At 51.9% G+C, this 16,300-nt stretch carries 13 protein-coding genes; 6 read left to right on the top strand and 7 right to left on the bottom strand.

Features of this window, described 5'->3' with window-relative positions; all coding sequences use genetic code 11:
• The first annotated feature begins 166 nt into the window (after positions 1–166).
• Genes MLC70_RS17205 through MLC70_RS17180 form a run of 6 tightly spaced genes read left to right on the top strand, consistent with a single transcriptional unit; the run spans position 167 to position 12,778 of the window.
• Complete coding sequence (locus MLC70_RS17205) at positions 167–700, top strand: hypothetical protein (RefSeq protein ID WP_248185584.1); 534 nt, start codon at positions 167–169, stop codon at positions 698–700.
• A 4-nt stretch (positions 701–704) separates the two neighbouring features.
• Entirely contained in the window at positions 705–4,214 is a 3,510-nt protein-coding gene (gene pglX, locus MLC70_RS17200) for a BREX-1 system adenine-specific DNA-methyltransferase PglX (protein WP_248185582.1), read from the top strand.
• Between the two features lie 20 nt (positions 4,215–4,234).
• On the top strand, positions 4,235–6,115 hold the full coding sequence (locus MLC70_RS17195) for a DUF262 domain-containing protein (RefSeq protein WP_248185580.1): 1,881 nt from the start codon (positions 4,235–4,237) through the stop codon (positions 6,113–6,115).
• Positions 6,112–8,610 carry a BREX-1 system phosphatase PglZ type A gene (pglZ, locus tag MLC70_RS17190; RefSeq protein WP_248185578.1) on the top strand — a complete coding sequence of 833 codons (2,499 nt, stop codon included), beginning with the start codon at positions 6,112–6,114 and terminating at the stop codon, positions 8,608–8,610. The genes MLC70_RS17195 and pglZ overlap by 4 nt, the downstream gene beginning before the upstream one ends.
• A gap of 12 nt (positions 8,611–8,622) precedes the next feature.
• Positions 8,623–10,671, top strand: coding sequence for a BREX system Lon protease-like protein BrxL (brxL, locus tag MLC70_RS17185; protein WP_248185576.1), 2,049 nt, complete (start codon positions 8,623–8,625; stop codon positions 10,669–10,671).
• A gap of 10 nt (positions 10,672–10,681) precedes the next feature.
• On the top strand, positions 10,682–12,778 hold the full coding sequence (locus MLC70_RS17180) for an AAA family ATPase (protein WP_248185573.1): 2,097 nt from the start codon (positions 10,682–10,684) through the stop codon (positions 12,776–12,778).
• Positions 12,779–12,868: 90 nt separating this feature from the next.
• Here MLC70_RS17180 and MLC70_RS17175 read toward each other — a convergent pair whose 3' ends face one another.
• The 7 genes from MLC70_RS17175 to MLC70_RS17145 form a co-directional block, all read right to left on the bottom strand.
• On the bottom strand, positions 12,869–13,225 hold the full coding sequence (locus MLC70_RS17175) for a DUF7673 family protein (RefSeq protein WP_248185572.1): 357 nt from the start codon (positions 13,223–13,225) through the stop codon (positions 12,869–12,871).
• Between the two features lie 99 nt (positions 13,226–13,324).
• Positions 13,325–13,483 carry a hypothetical protein gene (locus MLC70_RS17170; protein ID WP_201304266.1) on the bottom strand — a complete coding sequence of 53 codons (159 nt, stop codon included), beginning with the start codon at positions 13,481–13,483 and terminating at the stop codon, positions 13,325–13,327.
• 48 nt (positions 13,484–13,531) lie between these two features.
• Complete coding sequence (locus MLC70_RS17165) at positions 13,532–14,164, bottom strand: recombinase family protein (protein WP_248185570.1); 633 nt, start codon at positions 14,162–14,164, stop codon at positions 13,532–13,534.
• A 120-nt stretch (positions 14,165–14,284) separates the two neighbouring features.
• The gene (locus MLC70_RS17160; RefSeq protein WP_248185568.1) at positions 14,285–14,674 is read right to left on the bottom strand and encodes a hypothetical protein; all 390 of its coding nucleotides are present in this window, start codon (positions 14,672–14,674) and stop codon (positions 14,285–14,287) included.
• A gap of 70 nt (positions 14,675–14,744) precedes the next feature.
• A complete protein-coding gene (locus MLC70_RS17155; RefSeq protein WP_248185566.1) occupies positions 14,745–15,158 on the bottom strand; it encodes a hypothetical protein in 414 nt (137 codons plus the stop codon).
• Entirely contained in the window at positions 15,151–15,999 is an 849-nt protein-coding gene (locus MLC70_RS17150) for a hypothetical protein (RefSeq protein WP_248185565.1), read from the bottom strand. Before MLC70_RS17150 ends, MLC70_RS17155 begins: the two co-directional genes overlap by 8 nt.
• Before the next feature lie 95 nt (positions 16,000–16,094).
• The coding region (locus MLC70_RS17145; RefSeq protein ID WP_248185564.1) for a hypothetical protein at positions 16,095–16,300 on the bottom strand (206 nt) is incomplete at its 5' end.

The following is a 16,300-nucleotide window of genomic DNA, read 5'->3' as shown; positions in this document are numbered from 1 at the left end:
TTTGACCAAGTGATGGCTCCCGTTAGCGCCGATGGCGCTTTGCGGAGTATACTGGCCTGCAAAGTCACTGATTCAGGTATCTAGACATTGCTCCAAACCCCATAGATGAAGCTTTCGGCTTTCTCATCAACAAAGAAATTGAAAATGATATGGGGGGGCTTGGCAAATGAAGGTTGTGGCTGCCGACGGCTTCGAGTTTCAATTTACTGATGCACTTGATGCGTTTGTTTTCGATGAGAAGGACCGTACAAAACCCACATATCATGGTGCGCCGATGAAAGGGGTCGACATTGTGGCCGAGTTTGAAGAGGCCTATGTCTATGTGGAGTTGAAAGACTATGACGATCCGTCCATCTATGATGTCCGCAATGCGGCAAACGATGAGCAGAAGAAAGCAAGGCAAGATAGTTTTAAATGGCTAAAAAACTACCTCAAATATAAATTCCGAGATTCTTATCTCTATAGACACGCTGAACAGAAAGTGGATAAACCCGTCCATTATGTCTGTCTTCTCACTTTTGAGAATGCCCTAAATGGCCATATGCAAAAGTCATTGAAGCAGGAGCTACCTGTGGGGAAAGCTTCCTCGCGCTGGGTTCAGTCACTGGCCACCAGCTGTCATGTCGTCAACCTGCAGAAGTGGAATGAAAACTTTCCGAAATGGCCTGTTACACGCTTGGCGGGTGCCGAAGGAGAATAACCAGATGGAAACATCAAAACTTAAAAAATTCGCGCAATTCGCTCGCCGCAGCTTGCTCGAACAGGTTACCGCCAAGCTCAAGCTGGTATTGGCTGAAGAGAGTCCCGCCCGGCGAGAAAGGCCAAAGGCGATTAAAAAGCTGGAAGAGGCGGTAACAGGCCAAGGCAAAGAGCAGATTATCGAACGGGTGGCCTATATCTGGTTCAACCGCTTCTGTGCCCTGCGTTTTATGGACGTCAACCGTTACAACCGCATTGGCATTGTTTCCCCTGCTGAGGGGCAGTTCCAGCCCGAGATCCTGGCGGATGCCAAAATGGGCCATATCGATGAAGAAATGGTCTCGGAGTCAACCCGCCAAAAGATCTTTGCCCTGCTGGATAGCAAAACACCCAGTCAGGATCCGCAGGGGGAGGCCTATCGCCTGTTGGTCGTCGCGGCCTGTAACTATTGGTATGGCGCGATGCCGTTCCTGTTCGAGCGCATTGACGATTACACCGAGCTTTTGATGCCGGATGACCTGCTCTCCGGCAACTCCATTCTGGCCTATACCCGCGAGGCTATGACACCGGATGCCTGTAAAGATGTTGAGGTAATCGGTTGGCTGTATCAGTTCTATATCTCCGAGAAGAAAGACCAGGTATTTGCTGACCTGAAGAAGAACAAGAAGGTTACTCCCGAGAATATCCCGGCGGCGACTCAGCTGTTCACGCCGCACTGGATTGTCCGCTATTTGGTGGAAAACTCTCTGGGACGCCTCTGGATGCTCAATCGGCCAGACTCTGGCTTGATCGAGCAGATGGATTACTACATCAAGCCGGAGGAACCCGAGACCGACTTCCTGCGGATCAATAGCCCGGAAGAGATCAAGATCTGTGACCCGGCCTGCGGCTCCGGCCATATGCTGACGTATGCCTTCGATTTGCTGTATGCCATTTACGAAGAGGAAGGCTACGAACCTGGTGATATTCCGGCCAAGATTCTGACTCACAACCTCTATGGTGTTGAGATCGATGAGCGTGCCGGTGAGTTGGCCGCATTTGCGCTAACCATGAAGGCGCGAACCAAGCAACGCCGGTTCTTCCGGAAGCCCGTGCAGCCGAATGTTGTCATTCTGGAGAATGTGGCCTTTGCCGGCACCGAGATACAAGACGTTGCCGCAGTGATGAACAAAGACCTGTTCACGTATGAGCTTCGCGAAACGCTCGGTCAGTTCGAGCAGGCCAAAAACTTCGGCTCGCTGATCGTGCCAAAGTTACGCGACTCTTCTGAGCTAATGCATGTGGTGAAAGCGAACCTTGCAAACGCCGATCTCTTGATGAGACCGCTGCTAGAACGTTTAATGGCGGTGTTGCGAATGGCTGAAGCGCTGTCGCCGAAATACCACGTTGTTTTGGCTAACCCGCCCTATATGGGCGGGAGAAACATGAATAGCAGTCTTTTGAGCTGGGTGAAACCATCCTTTCCAGATGGGAAAGGAGATTTGTTCTCCGCATTTATTATGCGCATCTCAAACATGCTTAAGAGTCGTGGGTTTGCTGGGATTATGAGTCCGAACGTGTGGCTCTACATATCATCCCACGAGCGGCTCAGAAGTTTCGTGCTTTCGACACTTTCGTTCAATAACTTGGTCGAGCTCTCACCCACGGGATTTAGAGGTGCGTCGGTTCATATTTGCGCATTCACTCTAACAAGGGGGCGTAACAGGGACCGCCCAGCCACTTTTATCCGACTTTGTGGCTTTGACGGTGGGGATTCGGAAATGGCGGAACTCACACGGCGTGCTATAAAGTCGCCAGTGGAATATCGCCATTCCGCTAGAGAGTGCGATTTTGATGAGATACCAGGTCAGCCAATAGCGTATTGGATCGGCGGAGCGACTAGAGAAGCTTTCAGCAAATCGAACCCTCTCTCGGAGACTGCATATCCTCGTCAGGGGATGGCAACAACTAACAATGATCGATTTCTCAGACGCTGGCATGAGGTAAGTTTTCAAGGAGCATTTTTGGCATGTAAGAGCAGAGATGAAGCGATAAAGTCGAAAAAGAAATGGTTTCCCTACAATAAAGGTGGCGGCTATCGGAAGTGGGCTGGGAACGCCGATACATTAGTCAATTTCTTTAACGATGGGGAAGAGATTTGCGACTATATAGACAATACACCCGGTGCAAAAGTGGGGTCTAATGGGCGCGTAATCAACCGAGATAAGTACTTTTTGCCGTCGGTAACCTGGTCCGATATTGGCGGTTCAAGTTTTGGGGTGCGATATTCTCCTGGTGGTTTTATATTTGATGTTGCAGGGTCATCTGCCTTTCCCGAAAGAAGAAAACTGCCAAGTGTGGCGGGTTTTCTCAACTCAAAGCCGGCCCATCATTTCCTATCAATTCTGAATCCAACGATGCACTTTCAGGTTGGTAACATAAGCTCACTTCCATTTAGTAAACAGGCGGAGAATATTGATACCACCGCGGTGGAAAGGCTGATTCGTCTGTCTCAAGCTGATTGGGATGCCTACGAAACGTCCTGGGATTTCAGCGCGCCTCCTTTGCTATCGCAAGATTATCGGAGCGAAAAAATCAAAGATAGCTACGCGCATCTTCGTGCCCATTGGCAAAGAATGACGAACGAAATGCGGAAGCTTGAGGAAGAAAACAACCGCATCTTCATCGATGCTTACGGCCTACAGGAAGAGCTGACACCAGATGTACCGCTGGAGGAGGTCACTCTGACCTGCAACCCTCACTACCGCTACGGCAACAACAAAAGTGAGGAAGAGCTAGAAGCGCTGCTGCTGGCAGACACTATGCGTGATTTGGTTTCCTATGCCGTGGGTTGCATGTTCGGTCGCTACGCCCTGGAAGAGCCGGGGCTGATCCTGGCTAACCAAGGCGAGACCATCGAGGACTACCTGAAGCAGATCCCGGAGCCGAGCTTCCCGGCGGATGAGGATAATGTTATCCCTATGCTCGATGGCGACTGGTTCACCGACGACATCACCGAGCGCTTCCGTGAATTCCTGCGCATCGCCTTTGGCGAAGCACACTATGAGGAAAACCTGCGCTTTGTCGAGCAGGCATTGGGTAAGGACATCCGCAAGTACTTCCTGAAGGACTTCTACAACGACCACGTGCGCCGTTACAAAAAGCGCCCCATTTACTGGCTGTTCTCGTCACCCAAGGGCTCATTCAATGCGTTGATCTACATGCACCGCTACCAGCCCCACACCGTGGGTACGGTGTTGGAGTATCTGCGGGATTTCAAAGACGAAAAGCTGAAAGCCCGGAAAAACCATCTGGAGGCCGTCAGCATCAGCGCCGGGGCCTCTCAGGGTGATAAGACCAAAGCCCTGAAAGAGATTGAGAAGATCAACAAAATCCTCGCCGAGCTGGATGACTACGAGCGGGATGTACTTTATCCCCTGGCTACCGAGCAGGTGGAAATAGATCTCGATGACGGGGTGAAGGCCAATTATCCGAAATTTGGCGACGCTTTGAAGAAAATTCCAGGCTTGTCCTGAAGCAGTAAGGAGCTGTCGGCATGGCAGGTGAGTACGAAAAGGCCATTACTATCAAAGACGCGATTGATGGCATCAATCAGCGAGACTATCTGTTGCCGGCAATACAGCGGAAGTTCGTCTGGAGCAGCCATCAGATCTGCGTGCTGTTCGACTCCATCATGCGGGGTTACCCCATCAACACATTCATGATGTGGGAAATCAAGGATGATGGCATCAAGAACGACTACAAATTCTACGAGTTCCTGAAATCCTACTGCCAACGTTTCAGTGAGGAAAACCCTCACGTCTCAACCAATGCGAGTTATAAGGATTTCAGGGCAGTTATCGATGGCCAGCAGCGTCTTACATCCCTATATATCGGTCTTTGCGGTACATATGCGTACAAGAAGCCAAGAGTTTGGTGGCCTAGCACTCGCGACGACAAGGTGTTACCGCCTCGCAAACTGTATCTGGACCTGAAAGCACCACTGGAATCGGAAGACGATGAATCACTGATGTATTACAACTTCCGATTCCTCACAGATCGGCAATATAAAGACTCATTGGCTGCAGAGACCCCAGCCCACCACTGGCTTTGCATGCATGAAATACTCAGGTATCCACACCACGAAAGTAGCGATGATGTGCTTTTGGAGGTGGTAATGCCAGAGCTCGAGCGACGAGGACTCAGCACAAATACGTTTGCCCGAAAGACACTGCTGAAAGTTTATGACGTGATCCGTTCCCAGCGGATCATTCACTACTTCAATGAGAACAGTCAGCAAATCGACCATGTTTTAGATGTATTTATCCGAACCAACAGCGGAGGCACCAAGCTGGACTTTTCTGACCTGCTGATGTCGATTGCCGTTGCCCACTGGGATGGAGATTTTCGGAAAGAGCTTGACGACTTGACCCAGCACATCCATCAGAACACGGAGATGGGTTTCTACATAGAGCGTGACTGGTTGTTGAAAACCTGCTTGATGCTCACGGAAGCCGATGTCCGTTTCAAAGTGAGAAATTTCAAGGGCGAGCAGGTTGCTCGAATCCAGCAAGAGTGGCCCGAGATCAAAGAATGTATTACCGAAACATTCCGCCTCGTGCGGCGGTTCGGTATTACGCCGCAGTCGCTAACCTCCAGAAACGCTGTTATTCCGATCTGTTACTACTTGTATAAAAAATGCTCTACAGAAGAGCCGCTCTTCAGGAAAATTAATAATCTGGCGAAATGCCATGAGCAACGTGCGGTAATCAGCCAGTGGTTTTACATGGCGCTGTTGAAAGGGGTCTTCGGCGGTCAAGCTGACTCCATTTTAAGCAGCATGAGGGATGTTCTGGAAAAACACCTCACCGACGATACCTTCCCGTTGCCCGCCATCATCGAGCGTTACAAAGCGACGAACAAGGATCTGCGTTTCGATGAAGAAACCCTCGATAAACTGCTGGAAACGCAGCACGGAGAGGGGCGCTGCCGCGCGTTACTGCATTTGCTGTTCCCGGAAATGAACGTTTCAGAGGTTTTTCACATTGATCACCTTCACCCTAGGGCATCATTTGACAAGAAATTGCTAAATAAAGCTGGCTTCTTGCAGGATGACGAGCAGTTGATGGCGTTTTATCGTAATCCAGTCCACTGGAATGCGATCCCCAATCTTCACCTATTGAATCATTCGCAAAACCTTGCGAAGAAAGACCGCCCTTTGAAGGAATGGCTTTCTGACCAGAATGTGCACCTGACTCCTAGTGATCTGCTCATCGAGAATGTGGATCTGGAATTTACTTCATTCAAGGCGTTCTATCTGGCAAGGCGAGAAGCCCTAAAACAGCGCTTGATATCCCGAGTTTACATGTCCGCGCCGTTGGCGGCGGAGAGTGTGGCTGACAGTGAAGACGAAGAGCTGGAAGAGGTGGTCTCATGAGCAGCCAGATTCAAACGGCTCTGACGCGACTGTTTGATAAGCACCGGATCATTTTCTGGTACGACACCAAGCAAGAGCTGCGCGGTGATTTCGAGACGGTTTCCATCCCGCACGTGGAGAAGCTGGAAATCGCCAACAACGAGTACGGCCTGAAATATCGCATCCTTCGGGAGTCACCGGAACAGAAGTTTCTTTTGTACAAGGAGGGGCCGCAACCAGAGGATCTGGACAACTGGTTGCTGGACGTACAGCTGGCCCACGGCGAGTTCCGGACCGACCAGGTGGCCATTTGGCTGTCCGAATTGGAGCTGGGCCTGGAGTTTGCCGAGGTGGCCCAGGCTCACGCGGAGTTTTTCCAGGCGATCAAGCGCAAGGAGGCGTTGAAGAAGCTGCTGAAACCGGACGACACTGCCGGCCAGCTGCGCCTGAAGATGCTGGCTGTATGTGCCGGTAGTGAGCCCCGTATGGACTCGGTGGTGGAAACCCTGCTGCAGCAACTGGCGGAAGGGCGCGATGATGGCATTCGGCTGATTGAGCGTTGCGGTCTGGACAGCTTCCTGTGGGAGCAACTGACCCGTTTCTACGGCTACGAGGCCAGTGAACCCAGCCTTCGCGACTTCGTGATTGAGCTGTTCAAGTCCTGCTACGCCATGGGTACCGATGGCGATGTCAAACTGACCGGCGACGCCCTGGTGTTCCTCAAGCGATGGAAAGACAGCCGGCAGTTCGAGCAGGGGTTTGAAACGCTGTCTGCCGAGTGTGCCGAAGTGCTCGGCATTGAGCAGGACCTGGGCAAGCGGGACTTCCGGGACCTGGTTGAGCTGGACTACTTCCGGCTAATCGACCAGAAGATTATCAGTGACCTGGTCCGGGCGGTGGTAGGCCGCACGGTCACTAGTGGCGATGTGGCACTGTGGGTGCGACAGCGGCGCCAGGGCCATTGGTACGGGGAGTTCCGCCACCTGTATGAAGCCATTGAGTTTGCGGCCCGTTTTGTCCAGATGCTGGGTGAGGCTCGCCTCACCATGGGCAGTCTCTCCGAAGGCGTTCAGCGATACAGCCGCTCCTGGTTCCAATTGGATCAGCTCTACCGCAAGTTTACCTACCATGTGCGCATGTCCGGCCAGGCCTCGTTAATGGGCGAGCTCAGTGAGCAGGTGGAGAACCTGTATTCCAACAACTATTTACTCAAGCTGGGCGATGGCTTCCAGGTTCACGTGGACGCCGCGCCGCGCTGGGAGGCCTATCCGGTCGTTCAGCAAAAGGCCTTTTTCGAGCACTGGGTTCGCCCGTACCTGCGCAAGGACAAGCGGATCTGCGTGATCATTTCCGACGCCATGCGCTATGAGATTGGTGACGAGCTGCTGGGCCTTATCCGGCAGGAAGATCGCTACAGCGCGGAGCTCGAGCCGGCTCTCTCGACCCTGCCCAGCTATACCCAGCTCGGTATGGCGGCGCTGCTGCCCAACAAGTCCTTGGCGATCGCCGACAACGATACCGGCACGGTACTGGTGGATGGCCAAAGCTCACAGGGCACGGTCAACCGTACCAAAATCCTGCAGGCCGCCTTGGATGGTCGGGGCCAGGCCGTCAAGGCGGAGGATTTTATGCAGCTCAACCGGGAAGACAGCCGTGAGCTGCTCAAGGGTAATGATGTGCTGTACATCTACCACAACCGCATCGATCACACCGGCGACAAGATGCATTCAGAGGGGCAGGCCTTTGAAGCCGCAGAACAAACCCTGGATGACCTGATTCGACTGATCAAGAAGCTCACGGCGGCCAACGCCAATAACCTGCTGATCACCGCTGACCATGGCTTTATTTACCAGAACCGTGAGCTGGATGAGAGTGATTTCCTGGGCGATGCCGTTTCTGGCGATGATATTCGCTACCGGGACCGTCGGTTCGTGCTGGGTAAGGGGCTGTCCGCCTCTCCGGCCTTCCATCACTTCTCGTCTGAGCAGCTTGGGCTGGATGGCGAGATGGAAGTGCAGATTCCCAAGTCCATCAACCGGCTGCGTCTTAAAGGCTCTGGCAGCCGCTTTGTGCATGGCGGCGCATCCCTTCAGGAGGTTGTGATTCCAGTCCTGAAGGTTAACAAGAAGCGCCAGAGTGATGTCAGCGCCGTTGAGGTGGACATCCTGCGTGGGGCCAGCTCGGTGATCACTTCCGGCCAACTGGCCGTCACCTTGTATCAGTCCGGACCGGTTACCGAGAAAGTACAGCCTCGCCACCTGCGGGCTGGGATTTATACCCAGTCAGGGGAGTTGATTTCGGACAGTCACGAACTGTCGTTTGACCTGACCTCGGAGAACCCCCGCGAGCGGGAGCTTCAGGTGCGCTTTGTGCTCAGCCGCAAGGCGGACGAGGCCAACGGCCAGGAGGTCTTCCTAAAGCTGGAAGAACAGCACGCCGGCACCTCCCACTACAAGGAATACAAGTCGCTCAGGTATTTGATGCGGCGGTCCTTTACCAGCGATTTTGATTTCTGAGGGTTATAGCCAATGAGTACGCTTGACCAAAAGATCAACGAACACTTCCCCGGGTTGGTGGTGCGCAAAGACCTGGTGAAAACGGTCAAGGGCAATGCCATCGTCCCCTCATATGTGCTGGAGTATCTGCTCGGCCAATACTGCGCCACTAACGACGAGGCCACGATCCAAACCGGGATTGAAACGGTCAAGGAGATTCTGGCCAAGCACTATGTCCACCGCAACGAGGCCGGACTGGTGCGCTCGAATATCAAGGAAAAGGGGCGCTACAAGGTTATCGACAAGATCAGTGTGGCCCTGAATGAGAAGACGGATGCCTACGAGGCGCAGTTTTCCAACCTGGGAATCAAGAAAGTGTTGGTGGATTCTGGGACCGTGAAGGCCCACCCCAAACTGCTGGTAAGCGGCGTCTGGTGCATTGCGGACATCGAATACGTATTTTCTGAAGACCAGAACGTCAGCCCCTGGATTCTGTCCACCCTCAAGCCGATTCAGCTATCTCACTTCGACTATGACGCCTACGTTGCCGCGCGGCAGCAGTTCAGCACCGATGAGTGGATTGACCTGCTGATACAGAGCATCGGCTTTAACCCGGAGATGTTCGGACGGCGCAGCAAGCTGACGCAACTGGTCCGATTGATTCCGTTCTGCGAGCGGAACTACAACCTTATCGAACTTGGCCCCAAGGGGACGGGTAAATCCCACGTTTACTCTGAATTTTCGCCCCATGGGATCCTGGTATCGGGTGGTGAAGTCACCGTACCCAAGCTGTTTGTGAACAACTCCAGCGGCAAGATTGGCCTGGTGGGCTACTGGGATTGCGTAGCTTTCGACGAATTTGCTGGCAAGCAGAAGCGAGTCGACAAGGCCCTGGTCGACATCATGAAGAACTACATGGCCAACAAGTCCTTCTCCCGGGGCGTGGAAACCTTGGGCGCCGAGGCGTCCATGGTGTTCGTGGGGAACACCCGGCATACCGTTCCTTACATGCTGAAGCATTCGGACCTGTTCGATGAGTTGCCGGACAAGTTCTACGATTCTGCCTTTCTGGACCGTATCCACTTCTACATCCCCGGGTGGGAGGTCGACATCATCCGGGGCGAGATGTTCTCCGACGGCTATGGCTTCGTGGTGGACTACCTTGCAGAAATCCTGCGCTCGATGCGGAACTATGATTATTCCGATCAGTACCGCGAGCACTTTACTCTTTCTTCGGATATCTCGACCCGAGACCGGGACGGTATCAATAAGACCTTTTCCGGCTTGATGAAGATCCTGTTCCCCCAGGGCGGAGCAACCAGGGATGAGGTTGAAGAAGTGCTGCGTTTTGCCATCGAGGGGCGCAAGCGGGTCAAGGACCAGTTACAGCGGATTGACACCACCTACGGCGAAGTCCGATTTTCTTATCAGGATCAACAACGCCAGGAAATACTGGTCACGACACTTGAGGAAGAAGAGTACCCGGGTTACTACCACCAGACGGTGTCCACCCCTGATGACGGGGGGGTAGACCCTGAGCCAGCAGCAGACGTTAAAGTTGGCGAGCCCAAAGAGCCCCGCGCCTCTGAACCCGTACTGGGGGAAAAGCACCTGACCTTCCAGGAAAATCAAAAAGGCATCTCATTCGACGGTTTGTTTGGCGCATACCTGAAAGGAGCCAGTGAGATCACCGTTACAGACCCCTACATTCGGCTTTTCTACCAGATCCGCAATTTCATGGAGTTTCTAGAAGCCATCGTGAAGAACAAGGCCGAAGAAGATGAAGTGGCGGTTCACCTCGTCACCGTCCGGGACGAGTTCAAGGGTGATCTGCAAGACGAGAGTTTTGAAAAAATCCAGGAATCCGCTCGCACCGTGGGCATCGACTTCACCTGGGAGTTTGACGAGAGCGGCACCATTCACGCCCGTCATATCGTTACAGACCACGGCTGGAAGATATCGCTGGACAGGGGGCTGGACATCTTCCAGCACTACGAGATGAATGAAGCCTTCGCGTTTGCCAACCGGTTGCAGCAGTTTCGGTCTAGCAAGGCCTTTGAGGTGACGTTTATTAAAGTTTAGGGAGCGCGAAATGAATATCGAGATTAAAAATTGCAATAACATTGATTGGGCTAGTTTGGTTCTTTCTGAAAATACGCTGAACATAAAGTTCGCACCAAACGGAACCGGAAAAAGCTCAATTGCTCGGGCAATTATCCTCGGTACGACTGAAGGCTCAAATTTAAATGAACTCACCCCATTTAAGCTTAGAAAATCCAATCCAGATGGAATAACACCTGAAGTTACCGGCACAGAAAGCATCAATACTGTCATGTGCTTCAACGAGGAGTACGTCAATCAGTTTGTGTTCAAAACTGATGAATTGCTCAGCAACAGCTTTGACATATTGATTAGAACTGATGCCTACAAACAAAAAGAGCAGGAAATTGAAAGTTTGATCCAAGATATCAAACAACTATTTTCCGGAAATCAAGAATTGGAAACCTTGATAACCACCCTCAAGGAAATGGGAAATGCTTTCAAGTTGACCAAATCCGGCTTGTCCAAATCTTCGACAGGAATGAAAGGACTATCTTCAGGTAACAAAATTCAACATGTTCCCTCTGGTCTTGAGTCTTATACACCGTTCATTCAGAGCGAAAACAGTGTTAACTGGATTGACTGGCAAACAAAGGGGTACGAATTTTCGGAACTATCTGATAGCTGTCCATTTTGCACCTCGCATGTAGCTGAAAAGAAGGATCAGATCAAGAAGGTTGGCGAAGAATATGATAAAAATACGATTAAGAACCTGATCGCCATAATCGGTGTGATCGAAAAGTTGGGCGACTTCTTTTCTAAAGAGGCGAAGGGTAAACTGAAGGCAATTACAGAGCTGAAGGACGGGCTTGAAAAAGAACACGAAGCATTTCTTGCCTCAGTAAAGGGTCAAATCGATAATTTCACTGAGAAGCTAGAAAATCTTAGAACACTTTCTGCGTTCCAATTTAAAGACGGTGAAAAAGTTTCTGAAAAACTCCCTGCCTATAAACTGGACCTGGCTTTTTTCTCGGAGCTTAATTCAGAAAGGATGCTGGAAGCCATCACTCCGATTAACGACTCTATCGACGAAGTAATTGCACAGGCCGGCCAACTTCAGGGAAAGATCAGTCAGCAACGAAGCGAGATGAAGAGAACGGTCGAACGGCATCAGATCGACATTAACAATTTTCTCTCATATGCAGGTTACCGATATAAGGTTGAGATAGTAGGTGAAGGCGAACAGTCACAACTGAAACTGAGACATGCCGATCACGAGGAATATCTCAGCGGCGGAAGCCAACACCTCAGTTTTGGTGAAAGAAATGCTTTTGCCATCGTTCTTTTCATGTATGAGTGTCTGTCAAGAAAACCGGACTTGATCATTCTGGATGACCCAATTTCGTCATTTGACAAGAACAAAAAGTATGCCATTCTCGAAATGCTTTTCCGTCGAAAAGCTGATTCATGCTTGAAGAATAAAACGGCTTTGATGCTTACACATGATGTGGAGCCAATTATCGATACCATTAAGTCTCTTGCGCATAAGTTCAGCAATCATACTTCGGCATCGTTTCTGAGGCTTGAAGCTGGCCAGTTAATCGAATATGTAATCAGAAAAGAGGATATGCAAACCTTTTCCCAGATTTGCAAGAATGCTCTCGCCTCTGACAAGGATGATGTTATCAAGCTGATTTACATGAGACGTCATTTTGAAATTTCTGACGACAAGGGAGATGCTTATCAAGTACTCTCCAATATTCTGCACAAGAGAGGGCGTGCAATTGATACCAGAGAACCCATAGGGGTAGATAACAATTATCCGGAAATGGCGCCTGCTAAGTTCTCCAATGGATGCAATGAAATATCGGGCTTTCTGAACGGATTTTCATACCCTGACATTTTGAATCGAGTTACTGATATCAATGCGCTGACGTCGCTTTATAGAGATTCCGAGAATGGTTATGAAAAACTTCAGATTTTTCGCCTGTTAGATCTGGAAATTGAGAATTCTGTTGTTCAGAAGTTTATCAATGAAACATATCATATTGAGAATGAGTTTATTTGCCAGCTTGATCCTGCAAGGTTTGATACAATTCCGGAGTATGTCATCTCTGAATGTGATCGGATTCTGCAGGAGGTCCAATGAAGCTCCTCCACACATCCGACTGGCACATTGGGCGCACAACACCCGGTACGAGGCTGGGGAGGTTTCGATCAATATAGTGCAGCAAGCGTATCACGCTTTCGACTCCTGTTCCCACCAAGCCTGAAACAACTCATCACCACCCGGCAAATAGGTGTGAACCTCCCGGCCATTCCAATCCAGCGCCAGAACCTGCAACGCAGCCTGTTGCAGTTCGGTATCCAAGGCCCTGAGTCGGTTCAACTCGAATGGCCAGCGGCCCGCATTATATAGGCCAAGAAGGAATCGCCTGATATGCCGGGCCTGGCCGCCTCCACTATGAGCGGCGTCGATCAGTATTGTGAGAGCCGGAAGCCCCGCGTCCTCCCGCTGCTGCCTCCGCTTTTCTTCCTGTTCCAGCAAAAATAGAAAGCTTTCGGGAAGCATGGCTGTTTTGTCCGTCACGTGCATAACCTCATATCGACTTCACGATTATGCTGCCATGGACGACGCAGTAGGCACGGCTCTCAAACTGCCCGTTTTGGGCAGGAACACCGGTTTGCCCCGAATTTATTTCAGATCGCCATTGTGTCGGGGTGATCTTTTTCGGAACTTTCGCTCCAGGAACGCTTCCAGCCGATCGGCGTTGCGGTAGGCCATAACGCAGATAAAAAGTACGACCGCGACAAAGCTCAGGAATGCAATCAGTGTGGCAGATAGGTTCAGCATATTCAGGTCTCCAATAGTTGATTGCCCTTTCAGGGCACTTTGTTGGTTTCAGGCCGCAGCATCGGCCTGTCTTTGTTCTTTGGCGACAGACGCAATCAAGTGTCGGGAGCAGCTCAGCATCTCCTGGATTTCGCTGTAGCTGTGGCCGCTCTTGAGAAGGCTGGCGATGTGTTGCCTGCGCTTCAGGTCTGGCTGCCGCCCCTGGTACTTACCCTCCGTTTTTGCTTTATGGATGCCCTGGAACTGCCGGCGCCGGCGGTCTTCGTAATCTTTGCGGGCCACGGCAGCCAGCATGTCGAGCATCATGGCGTTGACCGCCCGGAGAATGGAGTCTGTGAATCCGGTATCGTCTTTCTTTTCCAGGGCGAGCCAACTGGTTGGTAATTCCGGGGAGACGATGGCCAACCGCTTGGCGGCCAGCTTTTGCTTGAGGGAGTCCCAGTCACTCTGTTTGAGGCGAGCCAGCCGATCAATTTGTTCGACCAGAACGATGTCGCCCTCACCAGAATCTGCGATCAGTTTCATCAGCTCGGGGCGGTGCAGGGTAGCGCCGGACACGTTCTCCACGTAGAAAGCGGCAATACGCTGACCGTGGTTGGCTGCGAACTGTACCAGTGACTCCCGGGCTCGCTCCGCATTCTGTTCCTGCGTGGATGCCCGAAGGTAGGCTCGAATAAACATCGTCGGTTCCTCAGTCTGTTATAAGTGGTTCTCTCTGGCCGGTCTGGTTTAGGTGGTTCTGGTGGCCGTTACAGGGTTCGAACCTCTGGTTCTTCTGATCTGTACCCATAAGGAACCACTTCAAGAGTCGAGAAACTCCCCGAACGGATCGTTCGCTCGATAGATCTGGTTGATCCTGTCGTCATCGGGGAAACCCTCAGTACCGCCATCGTTCCCGTTGCCGGAAGTTGCCTTGCTGCTCGCGCAGGTTGCTTCCTCACCACTGCCTCGACTGAACGACGCCATCTTTTCCTCGAATTCAGGAAACGTCATTTCCCCATCGGGTCCCTTGGCGAAAAACGTCTTGTAAGCACCGACTACGGCCAGTGCGAAGCGAATGAACAGTACGACCACCCACAGCACGAACAATAGATACCATGCGTAAAGGGCTGCCTCGGTACCCCTAAAGGCGAGCTCCACAACGCCGATCCCGGCGAGCCCCACTGCTACGATTTTTGCCACTCTCACCATGGCCCCAGTCCCCGATAATTCTTTACTTCGAAGCTACCAGAACCTGAGAAAATGCAAGTTTTGCCCGGGATCAGGCCGCTGCGGCTTGCCCGGGCAGCCACGGCAGTTTCACCTTGCGGTAGACATCATTCGTCATCGCCTTCAAATCTTCCACGTTCAGGCGTGGAACCACCAACGCCGTACCTTGATATCGAACTCGCGGATAGTCGGATGGCTGGAATACGCCATGAGGGAGGTCGTCCTCATCACCCAGCCACTGTCTAAGCCGGAGATCGATACACCAGCCCTGTTCGAGCTCGACCCAGCAATGGGGAGCGGTGGTCATTCGGCTCAGTCGGTCCTCCGCGTATCCGATCCGGCATTGATGGAAGATGCCTTGCTCGCTCAGGGCATTGCTGATCACAAAAGTCATGTAGACGCTATCGACTCTCAGGTCCTCCAGCGGCAGCAGTGCCAACTCAAGTTCATCGTGCCAGTCACTCATGGTCGGGCTCCCTGAACATCAGCTGTTGGCCCTTTTCATACAACACCGGATAGGGGAGCGGCTCGCCGTCCTGGATCACGGTGTTCGGTGGAAAGTACATCACTATCCAGGGAGGCATGCCGGCGCTGACAGCGCCATAGAATTCATCTACTGGAAAGGTGAGTTCATGGCCGGACTGCCGAAATACCAGTCGGGAGTATTTCTCGGGGTGGTTGGCAGCAATGTTGTAACTGGCTGCTTCACCGCCGATGACATAGCTTGGTGTCTTCCAGTGATTCGGCTGTTGGATGTTGTAGGCGATGATGCAGTTGCTATCGGCACAGCCATATCGCTCGGCTGTTACCGACCACAGCATGAGCGGGTTTCCATCAATCTCCGGCGTCTTCACGTCTGTGAGCTTCGTTACATTTATCGCCATCGACTCGGCGGCCTGGGTGATGGCCTCATCTACGACTGCAACATAGTGGTCATAGGCGTCATCCTCGTTCGCCGCCAGTGATTCCGGCATCCAGCCCATCAGGCTGGGTCGCGCCGAAGGGTTGTCCGGCGTCATCATGATGTCAGTGGCGTTAAATAGCAGTGTCTGGGTGCCCGTAAGATGACGGAGTGGTGCATCTAATGAGGTAGCCAGACTGGCCAGGTCGAGGGCGCCCATCACCAGGCTTTTGCGATAAGAGCGGGTGCCGTCTGGTGAGTCCCGCAGGTCCTGGTCGTAGATGCCCCCGGAACGGGCCAGATTCAGTGCGCGGGATGATTCGTCGTCATATTGTCGAGGCATGGCAGCGCAACCCGCGAGCACGGCTGTAGTTACAGCAAAACAAATGGTCTTCAACTTGGTCATTTTGAACTCCTGCGTTTTCTAAAATACTCGCACGAAGTTTCAAATACGCAAGAGGAAAATCAAAAAATATTTAATAAAATCAATTGTTTGTACTTTCAGTACAAACTTCGATGTATCAGCAGTGGTGCATCGGGAGTGTCGATCTTGCTAGACTTGCCAGCAGGTTTTTTCGGTTGAGACAAGGTGTTGGTAAATCGGAAAAGGATCAGAAATTCCCAGTTTCCTGCGTAAACCGCTGAAGGTTGCCACCCATTCCACGTGAAGCCTGCCACCCGGACCGGAGCAAGGCTGCCACCCATCG

Origin of the sequence: Marinobacter goseongensis, from assembly GCF_023156235.1 — a bacterium.
GTDB classification, from domain to species: Bacteria; Pseudomonadota; Gammaproteobacteria; order Pseudomonadales; family Oleiphilaceae; genus Marinobacter; species Marinobacter goseongensis.
This window is presented reverse-complemented; position numbering and strand designations above follow the sequence as displayed.